The sequence below is a fragment of the Fibrobacter sp. UWH4 genome, assembly GCF_900142475.1.
GTDB lineage: Bacteria > Fibrobacterota > Fibrobacteria > Fibrobacterales > Fibrobacteraceae > Fibrobacter.
Genome location: NZ_FRAY01000001.1, coordinates 517,118 through 538,039 on the forward strand (window position 1 = coordinate 517,118; position 20,922 = coordinate 538,039).

At 52.2% G+C, this 20,922-nt stretch carries 18 protein-coding genes and 1 tRNA gene; 11 read left to right on the forward strand and 8 right to left on the reverse strand.

What is annotated here, in order from left to right; genetic code table 11:
- Nucleotides 1-24 precede the first annotated feature (24 nt).
- The 8 genes from BUA93_RS02085 to BUA93_RS02120 all read left to right on the forward strand — a co-directional run bounded on the left by BUA93_RS02085 (nucleotide 25) and on the right by BUA93_RS02120 (nucleotide 8,482).
- A complete protein-coding gene (locus tag BUA93_RS02085) occupies nucleotides 25-1,317 on the forward strand; it encodes a zinc metalloprotease (protein ID WP_072977260.1) in 1,293 nt (430 codons plus the stop codon).
- A 25-nt stretch (nucleotides 1,318-1,342) separates the two neighbouring features.
- Nucleotides 1,343-1,882, forward strand: a complete 540-nt coding sequence (locus tag BUA93_RS02090) for a DUF4416 family protein (protein ID WP_072976980.1) — start codon at nucleotides 1,343-1,345, stop codon at nucleotides 1,880-1,882.
- Nucleotides 1,883-1,968: 86 nt separating this feature from the next.
- Nucleotides 1,969-2,928, forward strand: a complete 960-nt coding sequence (locus BUA93_RS02095; protein WP_072976982.1) for a hypothetical protein — start codon at nucleotides 1,969-1,971, stop codon at nucleotides 2,926-2,928.
- A gap of 12 nt (nucleotides 2,929-2,940) precedes the next feature.
- Nucleotides 2,941-3,888 (forward strand): asparaginase, encoded by a 948-nt coding sequence (locus BUA93_RS02100; RefSeq protein WP_072976983.1) that lies wholly within the window; start codon nucleotides 2,941-2,943, stop codon nucleotides 3,886-3,888.
- A gap of 99 nt (nucleotides 3,889-3,987) precedes the next feature.
- On the forward strand, nucleotides 3,988-4,911 hold the full coding sequence (gene fmt / locus BUA93_RS02105) for a methionyl-tRNA formyltransferase (RefSeq protein WP_072976985.1): 924 nt from the start codon (nucleotides 3,988-3,990) through the stop codon (nucleotides 4,909-4,911).
- Nucleotides 4,899-6,152 carry a transcription antitermination factor NusB gene (locus BUA93_RS02110; protein ID WP_254793806.1) on the forward strand — a complete coding sequence of 418 codons (1,254 nt, stop codon included), beginning with the start codon at nucleotides 4,899-4,901 and terminating at the stop codon, nucleotides 6,150-6,152. Before fmt ends, BUA93_RS02110 begins: the two co-directional genes overlap by 13 nt.
- Complete coding sequence (locus tag BUA93_RS02115; RefSeq protein WP_072976987.1) at nucleotides 6,153-6,755, forward strand: hypothetical protein; 603 nt, start codon at nucleotides 6,153-6,155, stop codon at nucleotides 6,753-6,755.
- Nucleotides 6,755-8,482 carry a hypothetical protein gene (locus BUA93_RS02120; RefSeq protein ID WP_072976989.1) on the forward strand — a complete coding sequence of 576 codons (1,728 nt, stop codon included), beginning with the start codon at nucleotides 6,755-6,757 and terminating at the stop codon, nucleotides 8,480-8,482. The genes BUA93_RS02115 and BUA93_RS02120 overlap by 1 nt, the downstream gene beginning before the upstream one ends.
- Nucleotides 8,483-8,560: 78 nt before the next feature.
- Here the strand turns inward: BUA93_RS02120 and BUA93_RS02125 are convergent, their stop codons facing one another.
- The 7 genes from BUA93_RS02125 to aroE all read right to left on the reverse strand — a co-directional run bounded on the left by BUA93_RS02125 (nucleotide 8,561) and on the right by aroE (nucleotide 16,634).
- On the reverse strand, nucleotides 8,561-9,607 hold the full coding sequence (locus BUA93_RS02125) for an A/G-specific adenine glycosylase (protein ID WP_254793807.1): 1,047 nt from the start codon (nucleotides 9,605-9,607) through the stop codon (nucleotides 8,561-8,563).
- 123 nt (nucleotides 9,608-9,730) lie between these two features.
- Nucleotides 9,731-11,158, reverse strand: coding sequence for a glycosyltransferase (locus BUA93_RS02130; RefSeq protein WP_072976992.1), 1,428 nt, complete (start codon nucleotides 11,156-11,158; stop codon nucleotides 9,731-9,733).
- Entirely contained in the window at nucleotides 11,127-11,948 is an 822-nt protein-coding gene (gene hisA, locus BUA93_RS02135; RefSeq protein WP_072976994.1) for a phosphoribosylformimino-5-aminoimidazole carboxamide ribotide isomerase, read from the reverse strand. Before hisA ends, BUA93_RS02130 begins: the two co-directional genes overlap by 32 nt.
- Nucleotides 11,948-12,961 carry a hypothetical protein gene (locus BUA93_RS02140; RefSeq protein WP_254793808.1) on the reverse strand — a complete coding sequence of 338 codons (1,014 nt, stop codon included), beginning with the start codon at nucleotides 12,959-12,961 and terminating at the stop codon, nucleotides 11,948-11,950. Before BUA93_RS02140 ends, hisA begins: the two co-directional genes overlap by 1 nt.
- A gap of 98 nt (nucleotides 12,962-13,059) precedes the next feature.
- On the reverse strand, nucleotides 13,060-14,043 hold the full coding sequence (locus BUA93_RS02145; protein ID WP_072976997.1) for a GDP-mannose 4,6-dehydratase: 984 nt from the start codon (nucleotides 14,041-14,043) through the stop codon (nucleotides 13,060-13,062).
- A 91-nt stretch (nucleotides 14,044-14,134) separates the two neighbouring features.
- Complete coding sequence (gene aroB, locus BUA93_RS02150) at nucleotides 14,135-15,745, reverse strand: 3-dehydroquinate synthase (protein WP_072976998.1); 1,611 nt, start codon at nucleotides 15,743-15,745, stop codon at nucleotides 14,135-14,137.
- A gap of 1 nt (nucleotide 15,746) precedes the next feature.
- Nucleotides 15,747-16,634 carry a shikimate dehydrogenase gene (gene aroE / locus BUA93_RS02155; protein ID WP_254793809.1) on the reverse strand — a complete coding sequence of 296 codons (888 nt, stop codon included), beginning with the start codon at nucleotides 16,632-16,634 and terminating at the stop codon, nucleotides 15,747-15,749.
- Nucleotides 16,635-16,789: 155 nt separating this feature from the next.
- On the opposite strand from aroE, the gene BUA93_RS02160 reads away from it, so the two are divergent.
- Both BUA93_RS02160 and BUA93_RS02165 read left to right on the forward strand, forming a co-directional pair.
- Entirely contained in the window at nucleotides 16,790-17,914 is a 1,125-nt protein-coding gene (locus BUA93_RS02160; protein WP_175547357.1) for a PD-(D/E)XK nuclease family transposase, read from the forward strand.
- A 266-nt stretch (nucleotides 17,915-18,180) separates the two neighbouring features.
- Nucleotides 18,181-19,956 carry a DNA repair helicase XPB gene (locus BUA93_RS02165; RefSeq protein WP_072977004.1) on the forward strand — a complete coding sequence of 592 codons (1,776 nt, stop codon included), beginning with the start codon at nucleotides 18,181-18,183 and terminating at the stop codon, nucleotides 19,954-19,956.
- A 40-nt stretch (nucleotides 19,957-19,996) separates the two neighbouring features.
- On the opposite strand, the gene BUA93_RS02170 is transcribed toward BUA93_RS02165, so the two are convergent.
- Nucleotides 19,997-20,069, reverse strand: a tRNA-Thr gene (locus tag BUA93_RS02170).
- 107 nt (nucleotides 20,070-20,176) lie between these two features.
- On the opposite strand from BUA93_RS02170, the gene BUA93_RS02175 reads away from it, so the two are divergent.
- On the forward strand, nucleotides 20,177-20,860 hold the full coding sequence (locus BUA93_RS02175) for a tetratricopeptide repeat protein (protein WP_072977005.1): 684 nt from the start codon (nucleotides 20,177-20,179) through the stop codon (nucleotides 20,858-20,860).
- The last annotated feature ends 62 nt before the right edge of the window (nucleotides 20,861-20,922 follow it).

Sequence of the window (20,922 nt, forward strand, 5' to 3'; positions counted from 1 at the left end):
TTTGACGTCTCACGGTGCCTTTTTATGCAAATTTTTTGTAAAAAATTTTTTGTTTCGCTTGGCTTCAGTATCGCTCTTTGCGTAAGTGTTCTTTTGACGGCCTGTTTTTGGGAGGATGAATCTTCTGAAAAAGTGGTTCTGTATCCCGACAACACGATATCCTTTTCGATATTTCCGAATGACCAGGCTCCCAATGATTCTATAGCTGCAAACCTTGCGCACGGAATCAGCCTAGAAGTTCATCCATCGGCGGAATACCAGCTGTCTTTCGATGAAGATCCTTCTTTTGAACCTCCCGTTCTCCAGCTGTTCCGGGTCAATAAGAATAATCGCTACCGTCAAGTCAGGTCGTTGAAGGCGGAACGCGCAGGGGGTCGTCTGGTTTATCGCTTTGTTTGCGAAGAGTCTTCTGCTACGGAATGGGTTACGACCTTGGAACAGTCAGGAACATTCTATAAGGGGAAGGTTTCTAATGTCCGGTTTGAAGGCGATGGAGCCTATTCCTCTGTTTTGTCTCTGAACCTGATTGCGGTCGGTAATGTAGAAGAGGATCTGGGTGATATAAGCTTGCGGGAATTTGGGGACGAGTTGCTGGCTGCTTTCCGTCATTATTATACTTCGATAACGATAGATACCTTATATGTGAACCGTGCGCATGAACATCCGACTTTAGGGGGAAACTATCCGGCAAATCTGCCTTGGGTGGCTGAGTATGGATCTGCCGGCATGATGCTTTCGGAACTGGGGGCTTGGCCCGGGGCTGAAAAGGCTTTGGACATCGTTTTGGTTCACGCGATTAACAGTGAAGGAATTCTCGGTACATCCTCGCTTTATGGCGGTGGTCTGGGTGGCGGTGTTGCCAGTACGATCTTGTTAGGAACAAGTGTAGTCGCTCCGTATAATACCGAAAAACGCGAATCTGTTGAATCGATTATCGAGACTGCCGTGCATGAGACGGGCCACTATTTTGGACTACGCCATACGACTTCGACGAAGGCTGATATGCAGCACTTGGTGGATGGAATTGATTATGGCGATTATTCCAATATCGAAGATGGCTTGGATGATACTCCGTTTTGTTCGGAACTGTTCAAGAGCGGTTTGCTCAAGGCGTCCGAATCGGTCAACAGCGATGTTGTTTTTTATCCGCCTCATAAGAAATACAGCCTTTATCAAAGGTCTCTAATTGATGTGACTGCTGAATGTCCCGATGCGGAAAATGTGATGTTCCCGACGACAGTCAAGAATCGTTCGCTAAAATTTAGTGATCAGCAACTCCAGCTGATTCGCAAGAGCTTAATGATTTTCCCGCATTGATGGTGCGGTCTAGAGATAAGGTACGATGAAAGCTTCTCAATTTTCTGAAAACGCACAGCTTTTGGCATTTGTCTTGCAGCCCGGTGAACAGTGGCTGCCCGAAGTGATTGACGCATTGGAACGTACCTGGGGCAAAATTCGCCACAAGGGCAAACTTTTTGCTTTTGACCAGACGCCCTATTACACGCCCGAAATGGGCGAAGGCCTTTACCGCGGCGTGGTTTCTTTTGAAAAGGAAATTCCGCCCGAAACGATTGCCGTGGAAAAGGAGCGCAGCAATGCGCTGGAGCTGACGATGGCGCAGGCGAGCAATCCCGATGCGCGCCGCGTGAACATCGATATCGGCTACATGGACTTGGACAAGGTGGTGCTCCCGAGCTATAAGCGAGGGCCGTTCAAACTTTACGCCGGCAAGGGCGTGTGGCTTGACATGCTGTTGACTTATGCAAAGGGGCAATTCCATCCGACGGCGTGGGCATTCGAAGATTTCAAGCGAAACCCCTACCAGCACGACCTGCAGCTCATTCGGGAGCGTTACAAGAAGGCCGGGAAAGGCAGACTGTAGTTAGTTGATGTCATCCTGGAGGGCGTGTAACGACCGACGGGAACAGAGATGAATAAAGAATGAAAAATATTGTCTATATAGTCCTTTTGATTATTGTACTCCTTATTGGTGTCCGCTGGTTTATGCAGCAGTCGGCGGCCAAGGAGGCTTTCGAGAAGCACGAAGCATTGATCAAGGAAACCAACGAATGCCTTGAAATGGCCGAATGGAACTGCGCCGAAAAAAACGTGCGCATGCTCCTCAAGGAAACTCCCGACGACCAGAATTTGCAGCTCCATTTGGCAGGAATCCTTTACGAACAGGAGCGCTACGAAGACTGCATTGCCTATGTGCAGTCGCGCAAGTTTAATCACGCCGACTTGGATTATTTGAAGCAGAAAAGCGAAGCTCTAATCCGCGAAATGGACGAACTCAAGATTGAACGTTCCATGCATTTCCGCGTGGAATTCGAAGGCCGCCCCGCCCGCAAGGATATCATGGAAGCGCTCGCCGTGCTGGAAGTCGCCTACGATTCGCTCTGTCACCTGTTCGATTTTCATCCCGAAAACAAGATGCATCTGGTGCTTTACGAATCATCGCAGTACCAAGGCGTGGGGCCTCGCCCCGAATGGGTTGGCGCCGTTTTTGACGGCAAATTGCGAATTCCCGTAAACGTGATGGCCTACCGCGAAATATACCGTCCGATGTTTTTTCACGAACTTACACACGCCTTCATCCGCGCCATGACGCGCTATCATGTTCCGCTTTGGGTCAACGAAGGAATCGCCCAAGTGATTGACGCCTCGCGCACAGGCATGCAACGGCCCGAGGGCGGCGCCCCCAGCATCGAAGCACTCACGACACCGTTCGTGAACGAAAACAACACCGGCACAGCCGTTAAACTTTACTGGTATTCGCAGGCCATGGTGGAACGCCTTTTGGCCCGCAATGCAAGCCTTGTGCACTTTAGGGATTTTATCCAGAACATGCGCACTTTGGGCGACGACGAAGCCCTAAAAAAATATTACGGCGTCACCACGCAACAGCTGCTCGACGAAGTGAGGTAGCAGAGGATTTCTATGGCGAAGAAAAAACACATCGTGATTCTTGCGACAGGCGGCACAATCGCAGGCGTCGGTGAACCCGGTAAAAATACGGGCTACGTGTCCGGGCAGATTTCTGCCGAAGACTTGGTGGCGTCCGTGCCGGAGCTTTCGGAGTACGCCGAGATTACGGCCGAACAGATTTGCAACGTGAATTCCGACGACATGACGGACAAGCTGTGGATTGCGCTTTCGAACCGCATTGCCGACTTGCAAGCGGACGAAACGGTGGACGGCATCGTGGTCACTCACGGCACCGACACTATGGATGAAACGGCCTACTTCGTAAGCCTTACGGTCAAGTGCGAGAAGGCTGTGATTTTCACAGGTTCCATGAAGCCCGCTACCGCTAAGGACCCCGACGGCCCCGCAAACTTGTTCGGCGCCGTGCGTGCGGCAGCCGGCTTCGCGGTCGACGACGATCCGCCGGCGAATTTGGTGTGGGTGTATTTTGCGGGCGAACTTTTCGACGCCCGGAGCGTTCAAAAATGCTCCGCCTCGGCGATTAACGCGATGGGCCTAAGCGCTCCCGGCGAGGGCTCCAACTGGAACGCCTTAAAGGAACAGAACTTCTTCGACGTTTCTAAGCTCGAAAGCCTGCCGCGAGTAAACGTAGTCTACTTTACCGTAGATGCCAACCCGAAAATTCTGGAATACGCCGCTTGCGTCTCCGACGGTCTCGTGATTGCGGGCGCCGGCTCTGGCGAATTCAGCATCGCTTGGGCCCGCGCCCTCGAAAACATCGACATTCCGGTCGTCATCGCAAGCCGCACTCACCACGGGCTCGTGACTTTGAACGAATCGCTTGCGCCTGGCCGCATCTGTGCCGGACGACTGCCGCCTCAAAAGGCCGCAGTCCTCCTGAAACTTGTGCTCACACAAACTAGCCGCACCGACGACATCAAGCGTGTTTTTGCGCTGTAGAGTGGACTGGATTTTGTAGATTGTTGAAAGCCTTGAAAATGCCCGCGGATGCGGGCTTTTTTAGATGCATTTGGCAGGGGGTTTTCTAAATTATTCATTATGAAAATCGTATTTATGGGAACGCCGGATTTCGCGGCTCATTTTTTGGAACATCTTATCGCTTCTGATAATGAAGTTTTGGCTGTTGTCACTCAACCGGATCGTCCTGCGGGCCGCGGGCGCGTCCTTACGCCTCCGCCGGTGAAGGAAGCTGCTCTGAAGCATAATTTGCCGGTGCTGCAGCCGACGGACTTGAAGTCGCCTGAGTTCGAAGCGGATCTCCGTAAGTACGATGCAGACCTTTTTGTGGTGGTCGCCTATTCGATTCTGCCGAAGAATATCCTCGCGGTTGCGAAATTCGGCGCGGTAAACGTTCACGGAAGCCTTTTGCCGAAGTACCGCGGTGCGGCTCCGGTGCAGCGTGCGATTGCAGACGGTCTCTCCGAAACGGGCGTGACGGTTTTTCGTCTCGACGAAAAGATGGATCATGGCCCGATTTTTGCGCAGCGCACGGTTACGATCGGTCATCAGGATACGACAGCATCGTTGCTGGACAAGATGGTTGCTCCCGGTTGTGATGCGCTGGACGATGCGATTCGCCAGTTGAAGGATGGCTGCGAGAAGGACTTGACCCAGGATCATGCGCAGGCTTCGGGAGCTCCCAAGCTGAAAAAGGAAGAAGGCCTGATTGATTTTAAGTTGCCGGCGAAGGTGATTCACGACCGGATTCGAGCTTTCAATCCGTGGCCGGGCGGATACGGAAAACTCGGTGGCCGCATGGTGTACCTGCGTAAGACGGACACGCCGGAAGTAGGGCCGAAGCTTGCCCCGGGCGCGGTTGAATTCAAGGATAATCGCTTTTATGTCGGAACGGGCGAGGGTGTCCTCGAAGTCGTCGAGATTCAGGCCGAAGGCAAGAAGCCGATGCCTGTCGCCGACTTTATGCGCGGAATCCAGAAACACGAAGGACTTTGCTTTTGCTAGATGAATCCTTGAAAGAACGCATGGACGCTTACCGCGTCCTTTTGCTTTGGCAGAAGGATGGTTCCTTTATCAAGGAAAGCGGACTTTCGCCATTTGCGATGGAACTTGCCTTGGGCGTGTGCCGCCGGCATTTGTATCTGCAATATTTTTTGAAGTCGCTCATGAAAAAGGCGCCTTCGCTTGAAGTCTGCACGGTGATTGAACTGGGACTTTTTCAGATGTTTTTCACCGAAGTGCCGGACCATGCCGCTGTCGCGACGACGGTCGAGTTGATTAAGGCGGCGAACCTTGGCGAAGGTTCCGCGCGGCTCGTGAATGCCGTGCTGCATGCCGCGCGCAGGTCCGGCTTGCCGCAGCTCCCGCCGCAGCGAGTGCGTCGCGTTTCTATCGAGAATTCGGTGCCGGAATGGCTGGTACGCCGCTGGTTCGATATTTACGGAGGCGACCGCGCCGAAGCGATAGCGAAGGCGACGCTTGAACGCCCCGTGGAATGGATCCGCGTGAACTTGCAGAAAACTTCGGCTCCGGTGGTGGCGCAGAAGCTTGGCTTGACTGGCGCAAGCATTCTCTACGATCGCTACATTCAAGTGCCCGCCGATGCAAAACTCAAGCCGATTCTGGAATCGGAATCTTTTGAGAAAGGTGAATTCAGCTTGCAGAACCCTGCCGCATATCGGGTTATCCAGTTGCTTGACTTGAAACCTGGTCTTAAGGTTTGGGATGCCTGTGCCGCTCCTGGCGGCAAGTCTGCGCTGATGGCCGAGATGGATTCTTCGCTAGATATTCTCGCGAGTGATGTCTCCGAGACTCGCGTGCCCAAGATGCACGACCTTGTAAATCGCCTGGGACTTACGAATGTCCGTGTGGAATGCCGCGACGTACTGAATTCAAAATCCAAAAATTCGAATTCTGAATTTGACAGAATCCTTCTTGATGTTCCTTGCAGCAATATGGGCGTTATCGCGCGTCGTCCGGAATCGGTTTACCGCATTACGCCGGAATCGGTCAAGGAACTGGTCGAATTGCAATTTAATCTGCTGGAAAGCGTTTCACGCTCGCTAGCTCCCGAAGGCGTTCTTGTCTATGCGACTTGTAGTCCCGATCCCGATGAGACAACGAAGGTCATTGGCCGATTCTTGAAGGCCCATCCTGATTTTGAAAAAGCGGGTGCTGCGGTGCTGCCCGGCACTGAGGATTCCCGTTTCGATGGATTCTTTGCGCAGGCATTGCGGAGAAAATAGATGATTTTGAATAAATTAAATATCGCACTGGCGGTTGCATTCTTTGCAGTGCTGTCGTGGGCTGAACCGAATGCGTCCGTAGAAGATGTTGCGTTTTCGCATGCCTCCATCGGCATTGAGGGTGGCGAAATTTATCCGTTCGGAGAGCTGGAAGACGCCGTAGAAAGTTCGCTTTACGGTGGCATGAATTTTCGTTACTCCTACTGGGAAAATGTGGAAGGCGTCGTGATGTTCCATTATGCCTATTTTAAGCCGATTCCGGAAGCGGTGCCTTACGACGGTGTGCACCAGGCATCGGGAAAGCTGGGAATGGATGTTCAGTTGCCATGGATTCGTTTTGCAAAACTTGGAGCGGGATTTGCCTGCAACTGGACGCGTGCCGACTTGGAAGATGAAGACAAAAATGAAATTTATGGGCAACCGGGTGGCACTCTAGGAGACAACGAAACGGAGTTCGGCTGGTACGCAAGAATGAATTTGAATGTGCTTCATTACGAAAAATACAAGGTCGGTCTCAACGTGATGTGGGAAGAACTTTGGACTCTGCCGGAACGTTCGGATATGTTGTATGTAGGCCTCTATGTAGAAAGGAGTCTTTGGTGATGAAGAAATTTGTACAGATTCCTTTTTTTGCATTGACTGTTTTGTTTGGAATGGCCGTTGCTCCGTTTGCCCAGATCCCCGCAGAAATGGAAGGAATGGAATACGAGACTCGTGCCGATGGAACGTTCTTGATTGGTGGCCCGACTTATGCGTTTGATCGGATTCTTGGTGCCGGGGGAGTCCATTCCGAAAGTGAACTTTGGACTCCCGCCAAGTTGCGTGACCGTCTGCTTTTTAACCGTTGGTCGGGTACGCCTTCGTGGACTCCGTTCGAACCTTCGGTCTGGATGAAGACCGGAAATGAACTCGGCGACTTGATTTATCAAGATTTTGTGACCGAAAAGGACAGGCCTGCCAACAGGACTCCGATTTTGGAAGGCGGTTTCCGTACCCCCGATTACAAGGGGCTTTGGGCGACTGCCCGCTTGTTCCAGGACGATCATTTTTGCAGCGGCGCTTATGGCTACCGCTATAAGGCCGTCGATGGAGATTATTCGCATTTTGGTGCCAACTGGCCGTTCTTCAGTTCGGCTTACGCTGGAATCGGTTACACGAATTCGCTCGTGAATGCCTCTGTGCTGGCGGGCGAGGAATATCTGTGGTTCTATACGGCGACTTCGCTTTGGATCCCGGTACATTACAAGCCGCGTGTCGAGGGGCGTGTCGATGTGAAAGATTTGTCCTTGACTGTAGCCTACGAAGACGGTGAATACCAGAATATGTACAAGAAGGAAACGGGAACGCGCAAGGAGGTAAACGGTTCCGTTTACTACAAGTGCGGTAAGGCTTGTCAAAAGGGTATTTTGCAGGTCTCGGCGGGCCTCGCTTTCCGTGCGGTCGATGATTCGGGCAGTGTGTATACGGAACTTGAAGAAGACCGTGTCGCTTGGCCGTTTATGGAACTGCGTGTACAGCCGATTCAATGGATGAGTGCCGACGTGACGTTTGGTATAAATGAACGTGACTGGTTGGTGCAAGACAGCTTGCAGTTCATGCCGATAACTCCCGATGATTTGGGCGTGACGATCGGTGTCAAGAATATTTCGGGTACGCGAATGAATCCGTTGGCGGACACGAAGGAATTTTACGGAGATCGAGTGGTCGACTTGACTGCGGATGGCCAGATGAACATGATTCAGGGATACCTTACCTTTGTCGATACGATGGGTTATGTCGCTATGGGTGGCCGCGGCTCTTATTGGGCCGAATATGGCGCCGAGACATTCGAGGTTGAGGAATACCTTTCGGAAAAGGGCGACGAGAAGATTCACGCCAGTATCCAGACTCGCTATGGAAACGTCGGACGAATTCATGATTGGATCAAGGGCGTGACGGGTGAATTCTGGCTGAATGCCTGGTATCGCGATATGTTCAAGTTTACGGCGATGGCGGGCTTCGAACACATCGATGGCCCTGTCGAAAATGTGGAAGTGACTCCTGCGGAATTCTACACGGGCTTTACGGGAGACTGGCTCCTGAATGGAACCTTCAAGATTTCGCATTCGTTGCGTTACCGGAGCGACGCCCAGTGGAATTTGCGCTCGAGTGATCCGATGGTGGTCAAGGGCGACTGGACCTGGGATGCTTCATTCTCGCAGATGTTCCCGAAGTATGGCTTGACCTTGACGGGAACGCTGTTGCATGTGCTGGCCGACAAAGTGATGGAAACGGTGAATGGCGGCTATGACCGCATCCGCTTTATCTGCACGGCGAAAAAGACCTTCTAGTAAACGTATTTGCTCCTTGTGAATTCTTCTCCGCGATGTCATTGCGAGCCTCCTGCAAGGAGGCGTGGCAATCTCGTGTTAAAGTAGCGCTAGAGCCTTTAGGCAGAAGCTGTTCGCAAAAAATTCTTGGGCTTCTTCTCGCTTGACCCACTGAATTTCATGCGCCGTTTTTGCAGAATTATTGCGAACGGGAGCCTTGCTTCTGAGCTGGATATGCAAAACGTCGCATTCCATTTTATGCACCGTGATGTTGTGCTTGAAGTTCCCGATGCATTGAACGCTTGTCACTAGGTCTGCGTTAAAGTAGGTTTCTGCCTGGGCGGGAATACCTGCGGTTGCGTTTCGCGGCGATTCAAAATGCGGCAGCGTGAACTGGTTCTTGAAGAATTTTTGTCCACCGTGGATTGCCAGAATCTTGTGGTCGCTGCTTTCGATGACGAGGACGGTTCCGTGCCAGTCCTTTTGAATGTGCTTTTTGCTGGGCGGAAATTCGGCGGTGCGATTTTCAAGAGCCGCTCGGCAGACCTTTTGAAATGGGCAGCTTGCGCAATCGGGATTCTTGATTTTGCAGACTGTGCGGCCGAGTTCCATCAAAGCTTCGTTGTGCATGTAAGCCTTGGGCGAGTCGGCGATTTCGCGTGCGTAATCCCAGTAGGTTTTTAGGGCGTCCTTGGATTCCGTCGGCAAAAAAGCGAGCGCGTAAAGCCGCGAAAAAATGCGTACCAAGTTTCCGTCGAGAATCGCTTCTTGCTGGTGGTAGGCGAGGCTTAAAATCGCCCCTGCCGTGTATGCCCCGATACCGGGCAACGCTTCCAGTTCCTTGCGGGTCGTAGGCATGGTCGCCTTATTGTCATCCTGGAGCCGTAGGCGACGGGATCCATCCATTTTTTGCTGATTGATTATCTTGGCCGTTTTCAGTATATTCCTTGCGCGGCTATAGTAGCCTAGCCCTTGCCAGTAGCGGAATACTTCACTTTCTTCGGCGGCGGCAAGCGTTTCTATGTCGGGAAACCGCTCCATCCATCTTACGAAATAGTCGCGGACGGTAGAAACCTGCGTCTGCTGCAGCATAGTCTCGCTAATCCATACCGCATACGGATCGCGCGGCGCATCCAAATCGCTCAAGCGCCACGGCAAATCAGCGGCGTTCTTGCGGAACCAATTGCGGAGTTCTTTTAAGGATTGCTTCGTCGTGATACTCCTCGCAATGACGTTCTGAATTCTGAAATCCGAATTCAGAATTCAGGATTAAATCCCGTACGCTTCTTTTTTCAGTTTCCTAAAGTATTCGAACTGGGCCTTGGTGGAAGATTCCATAGTGTACTTGAGGCTGCGTTCGTGGGCTGTCTCGCGCATCTTGGCGTAGGTGTCGGGTTCTTCAAGGTACAGCTTGCGGCATTCTTCCAGGGCGTTCAGCCAGGCGTCTTCGTCAATCGGCAAGATTCGGCCGGCGGCTTCGTCCATCACGATGTCGTGCGGTCCGCCGTAATCGCTGACGATAGCGGGCGTGCCGGTGGACATGGCTTCTACGACCACGTTCCCGAAGGTATCCGTTGTGCTTGGGAACAGGAAAAAGTCGGAATCGGCGTAAAGGCCTGCGAGTGTTTCGCCGCCCTGTTCGCCTGCAAAATGCACGCTGCTGTCGCCTTCGAAAAATTTCTTGATTTCTTCGAGGTACCAGCCGTAACCCACATACATAAGTTCTACGTCATCGTGCTTGGCTGCAAACTTTTTCCAGACGCCGTTCAAGAATTCCAGGTTCTTTTCCTTGGAAATGCGCCCGATGAACGAAAAACGAACCTTGCGCGCGCTGCTATCGCTGTACTTTTCCCAGGTACCCTTGCCGCGTAGGTTCTGCGAGAATTTTTCGAGCGGGAGTCCGCGGGGCAAAATTTGCACCTGGTTTTCGGGCACTTTTAGCTGCGAAGTCAGAATGTTCGCATAGTCCTTGCAGGGGCTGACCACGGGGCGTGTCATGCGGTAGAAAATCTTCATGAGCCAAAGCACAAAGTGGAACATCCACTTGGCTTTCACGAGCGTCTTGGTGTAAGTCGGAACGTCGGTGCGGTAGTGGCTGAATACCTTGATGCCTGCGACTTTCGCGCAGAAGCAGACAAGCCATGCGCCAGGACTCGGCGTCTCGAATTCAATCAAGTCGACGGGATAGCGCTTGAGCAGGCGAAGCACCGGACCCACGCGGGGTATTGCCAATTCACTGTTGGCGTAACCCAGCTGTTCCATGCTGAACATACGCGGAAGCAAAAGGCAGTAGCCGTTTTCCACGACGCCGCAGGGGCGCGTGTTGAAGGCGTTTCCGGCGAGGAAAGCATTCATACCGTGAGCCCGCATGTAGGGAATCACGTTTCTTAAGTTGTTTGCAATTCCGTTGGTTTCGTCCAGGTTGTCGGAATAAAAAAGAATGCGCACATCATCGGCAGGGTGTTGCTTGCGTTCTTTTTTCAAATAGAATCGCAACTTCAAGAGTTTCGGTAAATTAAGAAACAGCGACCCGAATACGATCGGCGGAATCATGCCGGTGCGCAAATTTCCGGGGGGCTGGTGCTTGAAACCGAACATCTTTCGGAAGGTGCTCGTGACGGTGCGTCCAAAGATAGCCGGACGCGTATCTAAAACGTCGGTGGCTTTAAGCTTTGTTGAATTTGACGCAGTCGGCATACTTCACTCCTTTGCCACCGAACAGGTCCAAGGCCGATCCGATGGTGAGATCAATCGTTCCGTTAGAAATTTGTTTGCAATGCTTGAGGTCTTCAAGCGACTTGGCGCCTCCCGCATACGTGCAAGGAATCGGGCTGTGCTCGGCGAGGAACATAATCAGTTCATCGTCCATGCCCTGCTGCTTTCCTTCGACATCGGCAGCGTGAATCAGGAATTCGTCGCAGTAACGCGAAAGGTCTTCGAGCGTTTCCTTGTTGATTTCGATGTCTATCAAAGTCTGCCAGCGGTTCGTGGCGATTTTCCAGCGGGGGCGTGCTTCGTCCGGATCGTCGATTTCGTCGTCGGGGACAAATTGCTTTTTCTTCGCGGAACTCACGCGCTTGCAGCTCAAGTCAAGCACCAGGTGCTCCTTGCCGACCGTCTTGGAAAGCAATTCCAGTCGCTCACGGTCGAGCTTGCCTTCAGGGAAAATCCAGCTTGTCACGATTACATGAGATGCGCCTGCATCCAGATATTCTTTCGCGTTCTCGGCAGTGATGCCGCCGCCGACTTGCAGTCCGCCGGGATAGGCGGCGAGCGCTTTTTTCGCGGCTTCGGTGTTGCCCTTGCCGAGCATAATCACGTGGCCGCCCCTGATTCCGTCTTTCTTGTAGAGCTCCGCAAACCAAGCGGGGGAACGGTCCGTTTCGAAATTCGTCTTGAGGCCAGCTCCGCTGTCATTCAGCGAACTGCCTACAATCTGCTTTACACGTCCGTCGTGCAGGTCGATGCAGGGGCGAAACTTTGTCATTAGTCTTTAACTCCGGTAATGCACCAGTCCAGTTTTTTTCCGTGGCTTGCGTCGCTACGACCCCTGTAAAAGAGGACTTCGCCGCCGGCTGCAATCTGGAAGGCCTTCTTGGCGAACCAGCCGTCTACCTTGTCCAATAGGCTAGCTTTCTGGAGCGTCTTTGCCACGCTGAACTTGAGTGCAGGAATAGAGGCGTCTTGCCATTCGAAGGTCAAGTCGCCTTTTGCAAATTTCTTGCCGTTGTAGTTGTCGCTACCTTCCTTGATGGCCTTGGGGGTTGCGACTTTCATTCCGGATTCGTCCTTGTATAGCGCGTATCCGAACGGTTCGCCACTTTTGGAAATTGAGACTCGTCCTGCAAATAGCGGGCTGCGGGCGCTGGTGCTGAAGTTGACCGAACGTGCGGCCATATCGGTGGCCTGCTCGGTTTGCCAGGTCTGATCCATGTAGGCGTAGCCCTTTACGGCGATGGTGTCTTCGTTGTAGGCAATTTTGCCTTTTACGCGTCCGTAAGGAATGTGCACGTATTGTCCGAATGTTTCCTTGCCGATTTTCCACACGCCGTTACCGGGAACTTTCCCGACTTCGGCAGATTCGAAAGTCACGTCGACCAGGAATTTGCCTCCCTTGTCGGCAGAAAAGAACACGCGGTGATCTTTGCCCGGCTTGTGCTCCATCGCATATTCGCCGTTGATGTCGATGCTTGCCGTGGCCTTGTTTGCCTTCAGGCGTTCCGGCGGATACTGGCGGCCAACCGTGTACGTTTTGCTCTTGAAGTTCCAAAAGCTCATGTCGCAGGTGACCTTTTTACCGGCGCCAGGAATATGGAGCGTAGAATAGTTGATAAAGGCGCGAGTGCCGTTGTCGAAAACGAACTGGTAACTCCAGGTCTCGTTGAATTCCTTGACGCTGCTCTGGTGCGGCATAAAGTCGTCGACAGAAACGTTACGCACGGAACCCTGCGGCGCCACCACATCGCCTGCAAAAGCAAACGATGTACAGAGTGTTGCCATAATCGCTATCAGTATAGATTGCTTTGTCATGTTCGTTCCTCGCAATGACAATTCATTTTTTCATATTCTATTCCGAACTCTGAATTCCGAAATCCGAATTAGAGTCTCAAATCCTGTCCCATGCCGAGCTTGAGTTCTGTGCGGCGGCGTAATACCATTTCGTTGAACAAGTCGGTCAGGCTGTCTTCGATGCTGATCATCGGTTTCCACCCCATGCTCATGGCCTTTTCTGGGTTTCCGATCAGGAGCGGAATGTCGTTGCTGCGTTCGTAACCGGGGTCAAAACGAAAGTCGACGCTCACGCCGGCAATGTCGACGAGCATTTCGGTAAGCTCGCGGAACGTGTAGGATTTTCCGCAGCAAAGGTTGTAGGCTTCACCCGGTTCGGACTGATTCAAAAGCTGGATCATGCCGCGTGCCACATCGCGCACGTCAATCACGTCGCGGCTAATGTCGAGACTGCCCGAATAGACTGTGGGTTCCGCACCGTAATACTTGATTTTGACAAGCTGGTAGGTGATGGAAGGAATTACGAAACGGCGGCTGTGGTGCGGACCCGTAAAGTGGAAGGGGCGCGCGAAAACCACGTGCAATCCGTAAGCGTTCTTGAACTGGTTGCCCAGAAGTTCCATGCAAGCTTTCGATGTTGCATAGGGCGTGAGCGGATTCGGGGCGTCCGTTTCTTTATGCAAATAGGTGAGCTGGTGGTCGGTGCGACCGTAAATTTCGCTAGAACTTAAAAGCATCACCTTTGCCTTGGGGCAATTCTGGCGCACGGCTTCGAGCAAGTTCTGTGTGCCGAGCAGGTTGATGTTCAGCGTTTCGTAAGGTTTCTTGTAGCTGAGTCCCACCGACGACTGGCTCGCCAGGTGGTAAATGTGCGTGGGCTGCACGAACTGAATCACGTCTTGCATGTGTTTGAAGTTCAGCAAGTCACCATTCAGGTATTCGACGCCTTCGACTTTCTGCCAGGGCTGCGGCTGTTCGTCGCTAAAGCTGTACAGATCGTGGGTGGTTCCCACAAGGCTCGACAGAATGTGGTACCCGAGGGCACCCGTTCCTCCTGTTACAAGAATACTCATATATTCGTCCTTAGTCCATAGTTGTTGGCAATTAGAAATAAAGAATCAGAATTGCAAAATCATTCTGAAATCCGAATTCCTAATTCCGAATTCATTTAATCGCTCCCCAGCTTTGAGTAATGATGTCTTTGTCGATGTTCACGACCTTTTCCACGGCTCCAATCTTCGTGGGAAGGATGTAAACACGTTTGCCCTTTTCTGCCTTCTTGTCAACAGCCATGGCGTCCCATGCGGCTTCTACGTCGATATCGTATTTCTTCGGGAATCCGAGGTCGTCCAAGAGTTTGTTCTGACGAGCTTCTTCTTCGGCGCTGATTTTGCCGAGGAGAACTGCCGCGCGGGCGGCCACGCGCATGCCAAGCGACACGGCGATGCCGTGGGTGAACATGCTGTAGTGCGTCAAGTTTTCGATAGCATGCCCGAAGGTATGCCCGTAATTCAAAATAGCACGGAGTCCCGCTTCCTTTTCGTCGATGCCGACGACTTCGGCCTTGATGGCGCAGCTGCGGTAAATCAGGTGCTTCAAAACGTCGAGGTCGTGAGCCTTGATTTTTTCGACATTCTGTTCCATATAGCGGAAGAATTCTTCGTCGTAAATCACGCCGTACTTCACGATTTCGGCAAGGCCTGCCAGGTATTCCGTTTCGGGCAAGGTGCTGAGTACCGCGAGGTCGCAGACCACAGCCTTGGGCTGGTAGAATGCACCAATCATGTTCTTGCCTTCGGGGTGGTTCACGGCAACCTTTCCGCCCACGGAACTGTCCACCATGCTAAGGAGCGTTGTCGGGAACTGGATAAACGGAATGCCGCGCTGGTAGGTGGCTGCACCGAAACCTGCCATATCGCCGACCACGCCGCCGCTAAACTGCAACAGGCAACTCTTGCGGGTGTAGCCGCGGTGGAGCATAAAGCTGAACAGCTGGTTCAGGTTGTGAAGCGTCTTGTTCTTTTCGCCGGCCTGGAACTTGAAAATCGGGCAACGCCCGGCCTGGCCTCTCAGTTCGCCAATCATCTGGCTTTGTACTTTGGCAATGTTCGTGTCGGTGCAAACCAGAAATTCGTGGCTCGGCGTGAGCTTGAGGCTTTCAAGCAAAACGCCCGCTTCGGGAATAATGTTCTTGCCGATAAAAATGGGGTAGCGTCCGCCGCTGCTCGGACAAACGTCCAGTGCATGGCTGTTCCAGAAATTCAGGATGTACAGGATGCGTTCGATCACGTGGTCTTCGGTGTATTCGTCGGAACTTTCCACGCTGAAATCGGCGTGGGCATAATTCTTTTCGCGTTCCTTGAGCATCACCTTGATTTTTTCGAGACGTTCTTCGTCGCTAAGGTTTGCAAGCAACGGGCGCGTGTTCTTGCGGCCAATGCGTTCCGAAAGCACTTCGGGCTTTGCCCACAGACGAATGATGGTGCCGTTTTCGCGGATGACCTTGAGGTTTTCCGGCTGCGTGAGTGCGCCACCGCCTAAAGAAATGATGTGCGGGGTTTCTTTCTTTGCAAATTCGGCAACTACGTCGCGTTCCATTTCGCGGAACTTGGCTTCGCCGTCCTGTTCAAAGATTTCGCTGATGGTTTTACCCGCGCGTTCGACGATAACGGCGTCGGTATCCACGTAGGGGCGGTTTAACCGTTCTGCCAGGGCGCGTCCGGTGCGGGTTTTTCCACTTGCCATGAATCCGGTGAAAAAGATGTGCTTGTTCATGTTAACCCTGCATTCCTTTGCGCATAATCTGTGCGAGTTCGTCGTTCGTCTTGTTTTTAGTTTCTTCGGGGAACCACTTTCTAAAGCTTTCGATGCCCTGGTGCACCAGCATTCCTTCGCCGGTCACGACTTTGCAGCCTTTTGCCAGGGCCGTTTTTAACAGCTTGGTCATGGGCGGCGTGTACACGATATCCATCACGGCCTGGCCTTGGTGCAAGGATTCTTCGGTCAGGGGAGACTGGTCTTCGTTTGGAGTCATACCCACGGAGGTTGCATTGATGATGATTTCGATATCCTTGGATACGGTCGGAAATTCATCGAACGTGGCGACTTGGACCTGGGGAGCCTTGCCGTTAAAGAACTGGTTCAGGCTGTCGGCGAGTGCGGCCCCTTTTTCGCGGTTGCGGCACACGATGGTGAGCTGGTTCTGCATTTCGGCGAGCGTGTAGGCGATTGCCTTGGCTGCTCCTCCGTTCCCGAGCAGGGCGACCTTCTTGTTCGAAGGTTCTACACCCGATTCCTGCAGATTGCGGATGCATCCGTAGGGGTCAGTTGTCGTGCCGCATAAGGAGCCTCCGACAACGCCGTCTTTCCAGTACAGCGTATTGACGCTGCCGGTAAACTTCGAAATGTCCGAAAGTTCGTCCACAAGGTCCATCACGGGGGTCTTGTAGGGAATCGTGACATTTGCCCCGCGGAACTTCATGGCTCTAAAACCCTTGATGGCATCGGCCAGGTTTTCGGGCTCCGGGGCGTAGGGTAAATAGGCCGCATTGATGCCTAATGCTTCAAAAAGGGCATTGTGCATCAAAGGCGACTTGCTATGACCAACAGGATGACCGAAAATGCAAAGCGTCTCGGTCTTTCCATTCAATTTTAACTGGCTCAAAAAAACCTCTTTTTTTACAATATAAAGATATAAAAATACACGAAAATGAAAGATTGTGATGTCACGGAGGGTGGTATATGGTCTTTATTTTCTCATTTTTTCAAATACTTGCGTGTATAGTAGTAGGGACTATTAAAAAAAAGGAACTATTGACTATGAAAACTGCAAATAATCGAGGCGTTGACCCCATTCTCGAACTTCTCGGCCTTGCACACCTGTATCGTGGCAGGCGTCCGCTTGTTTGGATTCCGGATCTGTACCCAAAGCCGGTATCTACACCTCTAAAAACCGATGAACAGCGCGAAACGAAGTCGAATTCTTTACGTGAAAAGGTTTCTGCGTATGGGGTGGGATCAAGGGATCCCGGTAAAACGGGGGATTCGGCTAGCAGTTCCGCCGAAGTCGATCTCTCGGAATATTTCGTTGACACCAGGGAGGATGGCCCCTACGCGAGCCTCTTGACTGATGAAACCTTCAAAAAGGCGTTTTCCCCCGATACGGAGCAGGGCAAGTGCAACCTTCTCAACTTGCTGAACGATATGCTCGAAGGGCAGATTCCGCACCGCATTATTGACGTGTATTCGCAGCAGCTTGAGCAGAACGAATCCGGCAGCAAGGAGTCCAGGACTTCCATTTTTGACCTGCATTGTCGCGACGAGGTGGGGGATTTTATCGAAATCGAGGTGCAGATCCGTAAAAAGACGAACTTCTTGAAGCGCCTTGCTTTCTATTCGGGGCAGATGATTGTAAAGCAGGGGATTCCTGGTGACGAGTGGAATTACGATGTCAAGCCGACTTACGTCATTGCGATTACGAAGCACAGGGTGTTCGATGATGACCGCGCTATCCACCGTGCGGGTATCGTGGATTATGCGACTAACAAGCCGATTGTCGATAGTGTCAACTTTACGGTGGTTGAGTTGCCGAAGGTCGGGCGGATAATCCGCGAGAACGATGCCGAGGCTGCAAAATGGATGTTTGCTCTCAAGTACCTGAACCGTATCAAGCGCCTACCTCCCGCCTTGAACGAGGGAAAGTTCAAAGGGTTGCTTCTTTCTGCAAAAGTAGCTAGATTCAATAAGGAAGAACTAGAAAGGTACAGGTATACTATGAAAATGGAATGGGACGATTATGCGGAATGGACTGCCCTTGTCGAGGACCACCCAGAGTACTTGAAAGAGGCTGAGCAAAAGGCCGTTGACGCTCGTGATAGTGAAATAGCGCAAATGCTTGATGACGGAATGACTCTGGAAAAGTTGCGGGAGTACTTGCGTAAATAGGGATCGATTCGTTTTATGGGAATGGTGATTATGTTTTGCTAAAAAATCATTCCTTTTCCCCGATGATGGTGGCGCGGGCATTTCCGGCGAAGGGTGTTCGGTAAGGTCAAATGATGACGGCTCGTTTGCTTTGACTTGTCCCGATGGTACGAACATCGATTTTTATGCGCCTTTCAAGATGAGTGTGCGTGAAGGTAGTGAGAATGTTTTATTTAAAAGCATAAAATATTATTGTCATTCCGATTTTTTTACTAAATTTGGCGCCTATGAATCCGAATGGCGCCATTATTGTTCAGAGTAATATGGAAATTATGGTGGAAGTTGATGCTCCCACCTACGAAGCTGCCCGCGACGCGATTGCCCCTTTCACCGAACTGGTCAAGAGCCCCGAGCATTTGCATACCTACAAGATTAGTCCCCTCAGCCTGTGGAACGCCGCTTCGACGGGCCTTCGTGCACCGGAAGTTCTGGAACGTCTCGAAAGCCAGAGCCGCTTCCCGATTCCTGAAACCGTCGTTACGGAAGTTCAGGACTACATGGACCGTTACGGTCTGTTGCGTCTTAAGAAAGAAGGCGACAAGCTGATTGTCGAATCCGATGACAAGTACATGTTCACCGAAATCTGCCACCTCAAGGAGGTGGAACCGTTCATTCTTCAGTTTATCGACGACTTGCACGCCGAAGTGGACCCGGAACGCCGCGGCCACTTGAAGATGGCCCTCACGAATGCGGGTTTCCCGGTGGAAGACTTGGCTGGTTATACCGTGGGCGATCCGCTCCCGATTCACTTGCGCGAAACGACGGTGGGCGGAAAGCCGTTTGCTCTCCGCGACTACCAGAAAGAAGCTGCCCAGGTGTTCTATGCGAGCGGTTCCGAAAAGGGCGGTTCGGGCGTGATTGTGCTGCCTTGCGGTTCGGGTAAGACGGTGATTGGCCTTGCCACGATGGCTTTGGTACAAACTAAGACCTTGGTTTTGACGCCGAACATTTCGGCTAGCCGTCAGTGGATTCGTGAAATTTGCGACAAGACGGACTTGACGCTCGACCAGGTAAAGGAATACTCCGGCGAAGTCAAGGAAATCGGCCCCGTGACGGTGGCGACCTACCAGATTTTGACGCAGCGCAAGCGTGCCAAGAAGGCCGACGAAAAAGCCGATGCCGATATCGGCGATTTGACCGAAGAAGAAGTCAAGAAGGAACTCGCGAACTTCCCGCTGTTCAGTCAGGAAAAGTGGGGCCTGATGATTTACGACGAAGTGCACTTGCTGCCGGCTCCGGTGTTCCGCCTGAGTACCGAAATGCAAGCCACTCGCCGCCTGGGCCTTACGGCAACGCTCGTGCGCGAAGACCACAAGGAAACCGAAGTGTTCAGCTTGATTGGCCCCAAGAAGTACGACATCCCGTGGCGTATTCTGGAAGCCCAGGGCTGGATTGCGACTGCCGACTGTAACGAAATCCGCATCCCGATGGAAGCGGAACTCAAGATGAAGTATGCGCTTGCGCCTGTCCGCGAAAAGATTACGCTGGCATCTACGAACCCCGAAAAGACGGACATCGTGGAACGCCTGCTCAAGTACTTCGACAAGCCCGATGACCGCGTGCTGATTATCGGCCAGTACATCGACCAGCTCGAAGCCCTTTCCGAAGATTTGCAGATTCCGCTGATTACGGGTAAGACGCCGAACAAGGACCGCGAAAAGCTTTATGCCGCCTTCCGTAACGGAACGCAGAAGAACTTGATGGTCTCGAAGGTGGGTAACTTCGCCATCGACTTGCCGGATGCCAACGTGCTCATCCAGATTTCGGGTACTTTCGGTAGCCGACAGGAAGAAGCCCAGCGTCTCGGTCGCGTGCTCCGCCCCAAGAGCGACGGCGGTGCAGCGCATTTCTACAGCATCGTGACGCAGGATTCCAAGGAACAGGAATTCGCCATGAACCGCCAGCTGTTCCTTACGGAACAAGGCTATGCTTATAAGATTATCAAAAGAGGAGACTGGGACATTCTCGCTAGAACTCCCGAAGAGTTAGCTGCTAGAAAATAAATAAAAGAAAAATCCCGCTCATCGAGCGGGATTTTTTTCGAGCCACCCAGCAGATTTGAACTGCCGACCTGCTGATTACGAATCAGCTGCTCTACCAGCTGAGCTAGAGTGGCGTGGTAGGCCAAAATTAGTAAATCGGGGTTGTTTTGTCAAGGTCTGCTGACAACACAATAAAATTTTTCTATGATTGGAACACAAAAATTTAACATGGACGTTAAAAATGGCTAACGAATCGAATACCAACAATTCTGAAATTAAGGAATTTTTTGTCGCTCACGGCTCCAAGGTCGTTGCCGCCCTCGTGGTGGTGATGGTTATCGTGGTGGGTGTGGTGCAGTTCCGCGACTACCGCAAGGCTTCTGCCGCTGAACAGGCTGAACTCCTCGGTCCTGGCATGACTTATCTGTATGCAAGCGAAAAGGACAGTGCCTTGGTGGAATTCGAATCCAAGATCAATTCTGGCAAGCTTTCCGGCGTGGCTCTGGCCAAGGCCGCTCTCTATGCAGGCAACATCAAGTACCAGTCCGGTGACTTTGACGCCGCCGCAGTGTTCTTCCAGAAGAGCCTCGACAATGCCGGCTCCGTGGCCTTGGTCCGTTCGGCCGCCATGCACGGTCTTGCCTCCGTGAAGATTGAAAAGGGCGACTATTCCGCCGCTGCCGGTCTGTTGGAAAAGTACATCTCCGAATTTGCAAAGCGCACGGGTGACCAGGAAGACCGCTTCCAGAAGGACGAACCGGTGGACGAAGTTCCGATGGTGGCCGACGCCATGTGGAAACTCACTCTCGTTTACGAACAGCTCGGTGCTGCCGACAAGGCCAAGCAGACTGCTGAACGCATTCTCACGGTCTACGGTGACAACCAGGCGTACGCCGACAAGGCAAAGAAGTTCCTCGCTAAGTAATTTGGAATGCGCCCTTGTGGCGCATCAGTTTTGCTGAGTATTAAGAAAGGCGGCTTTTAAGC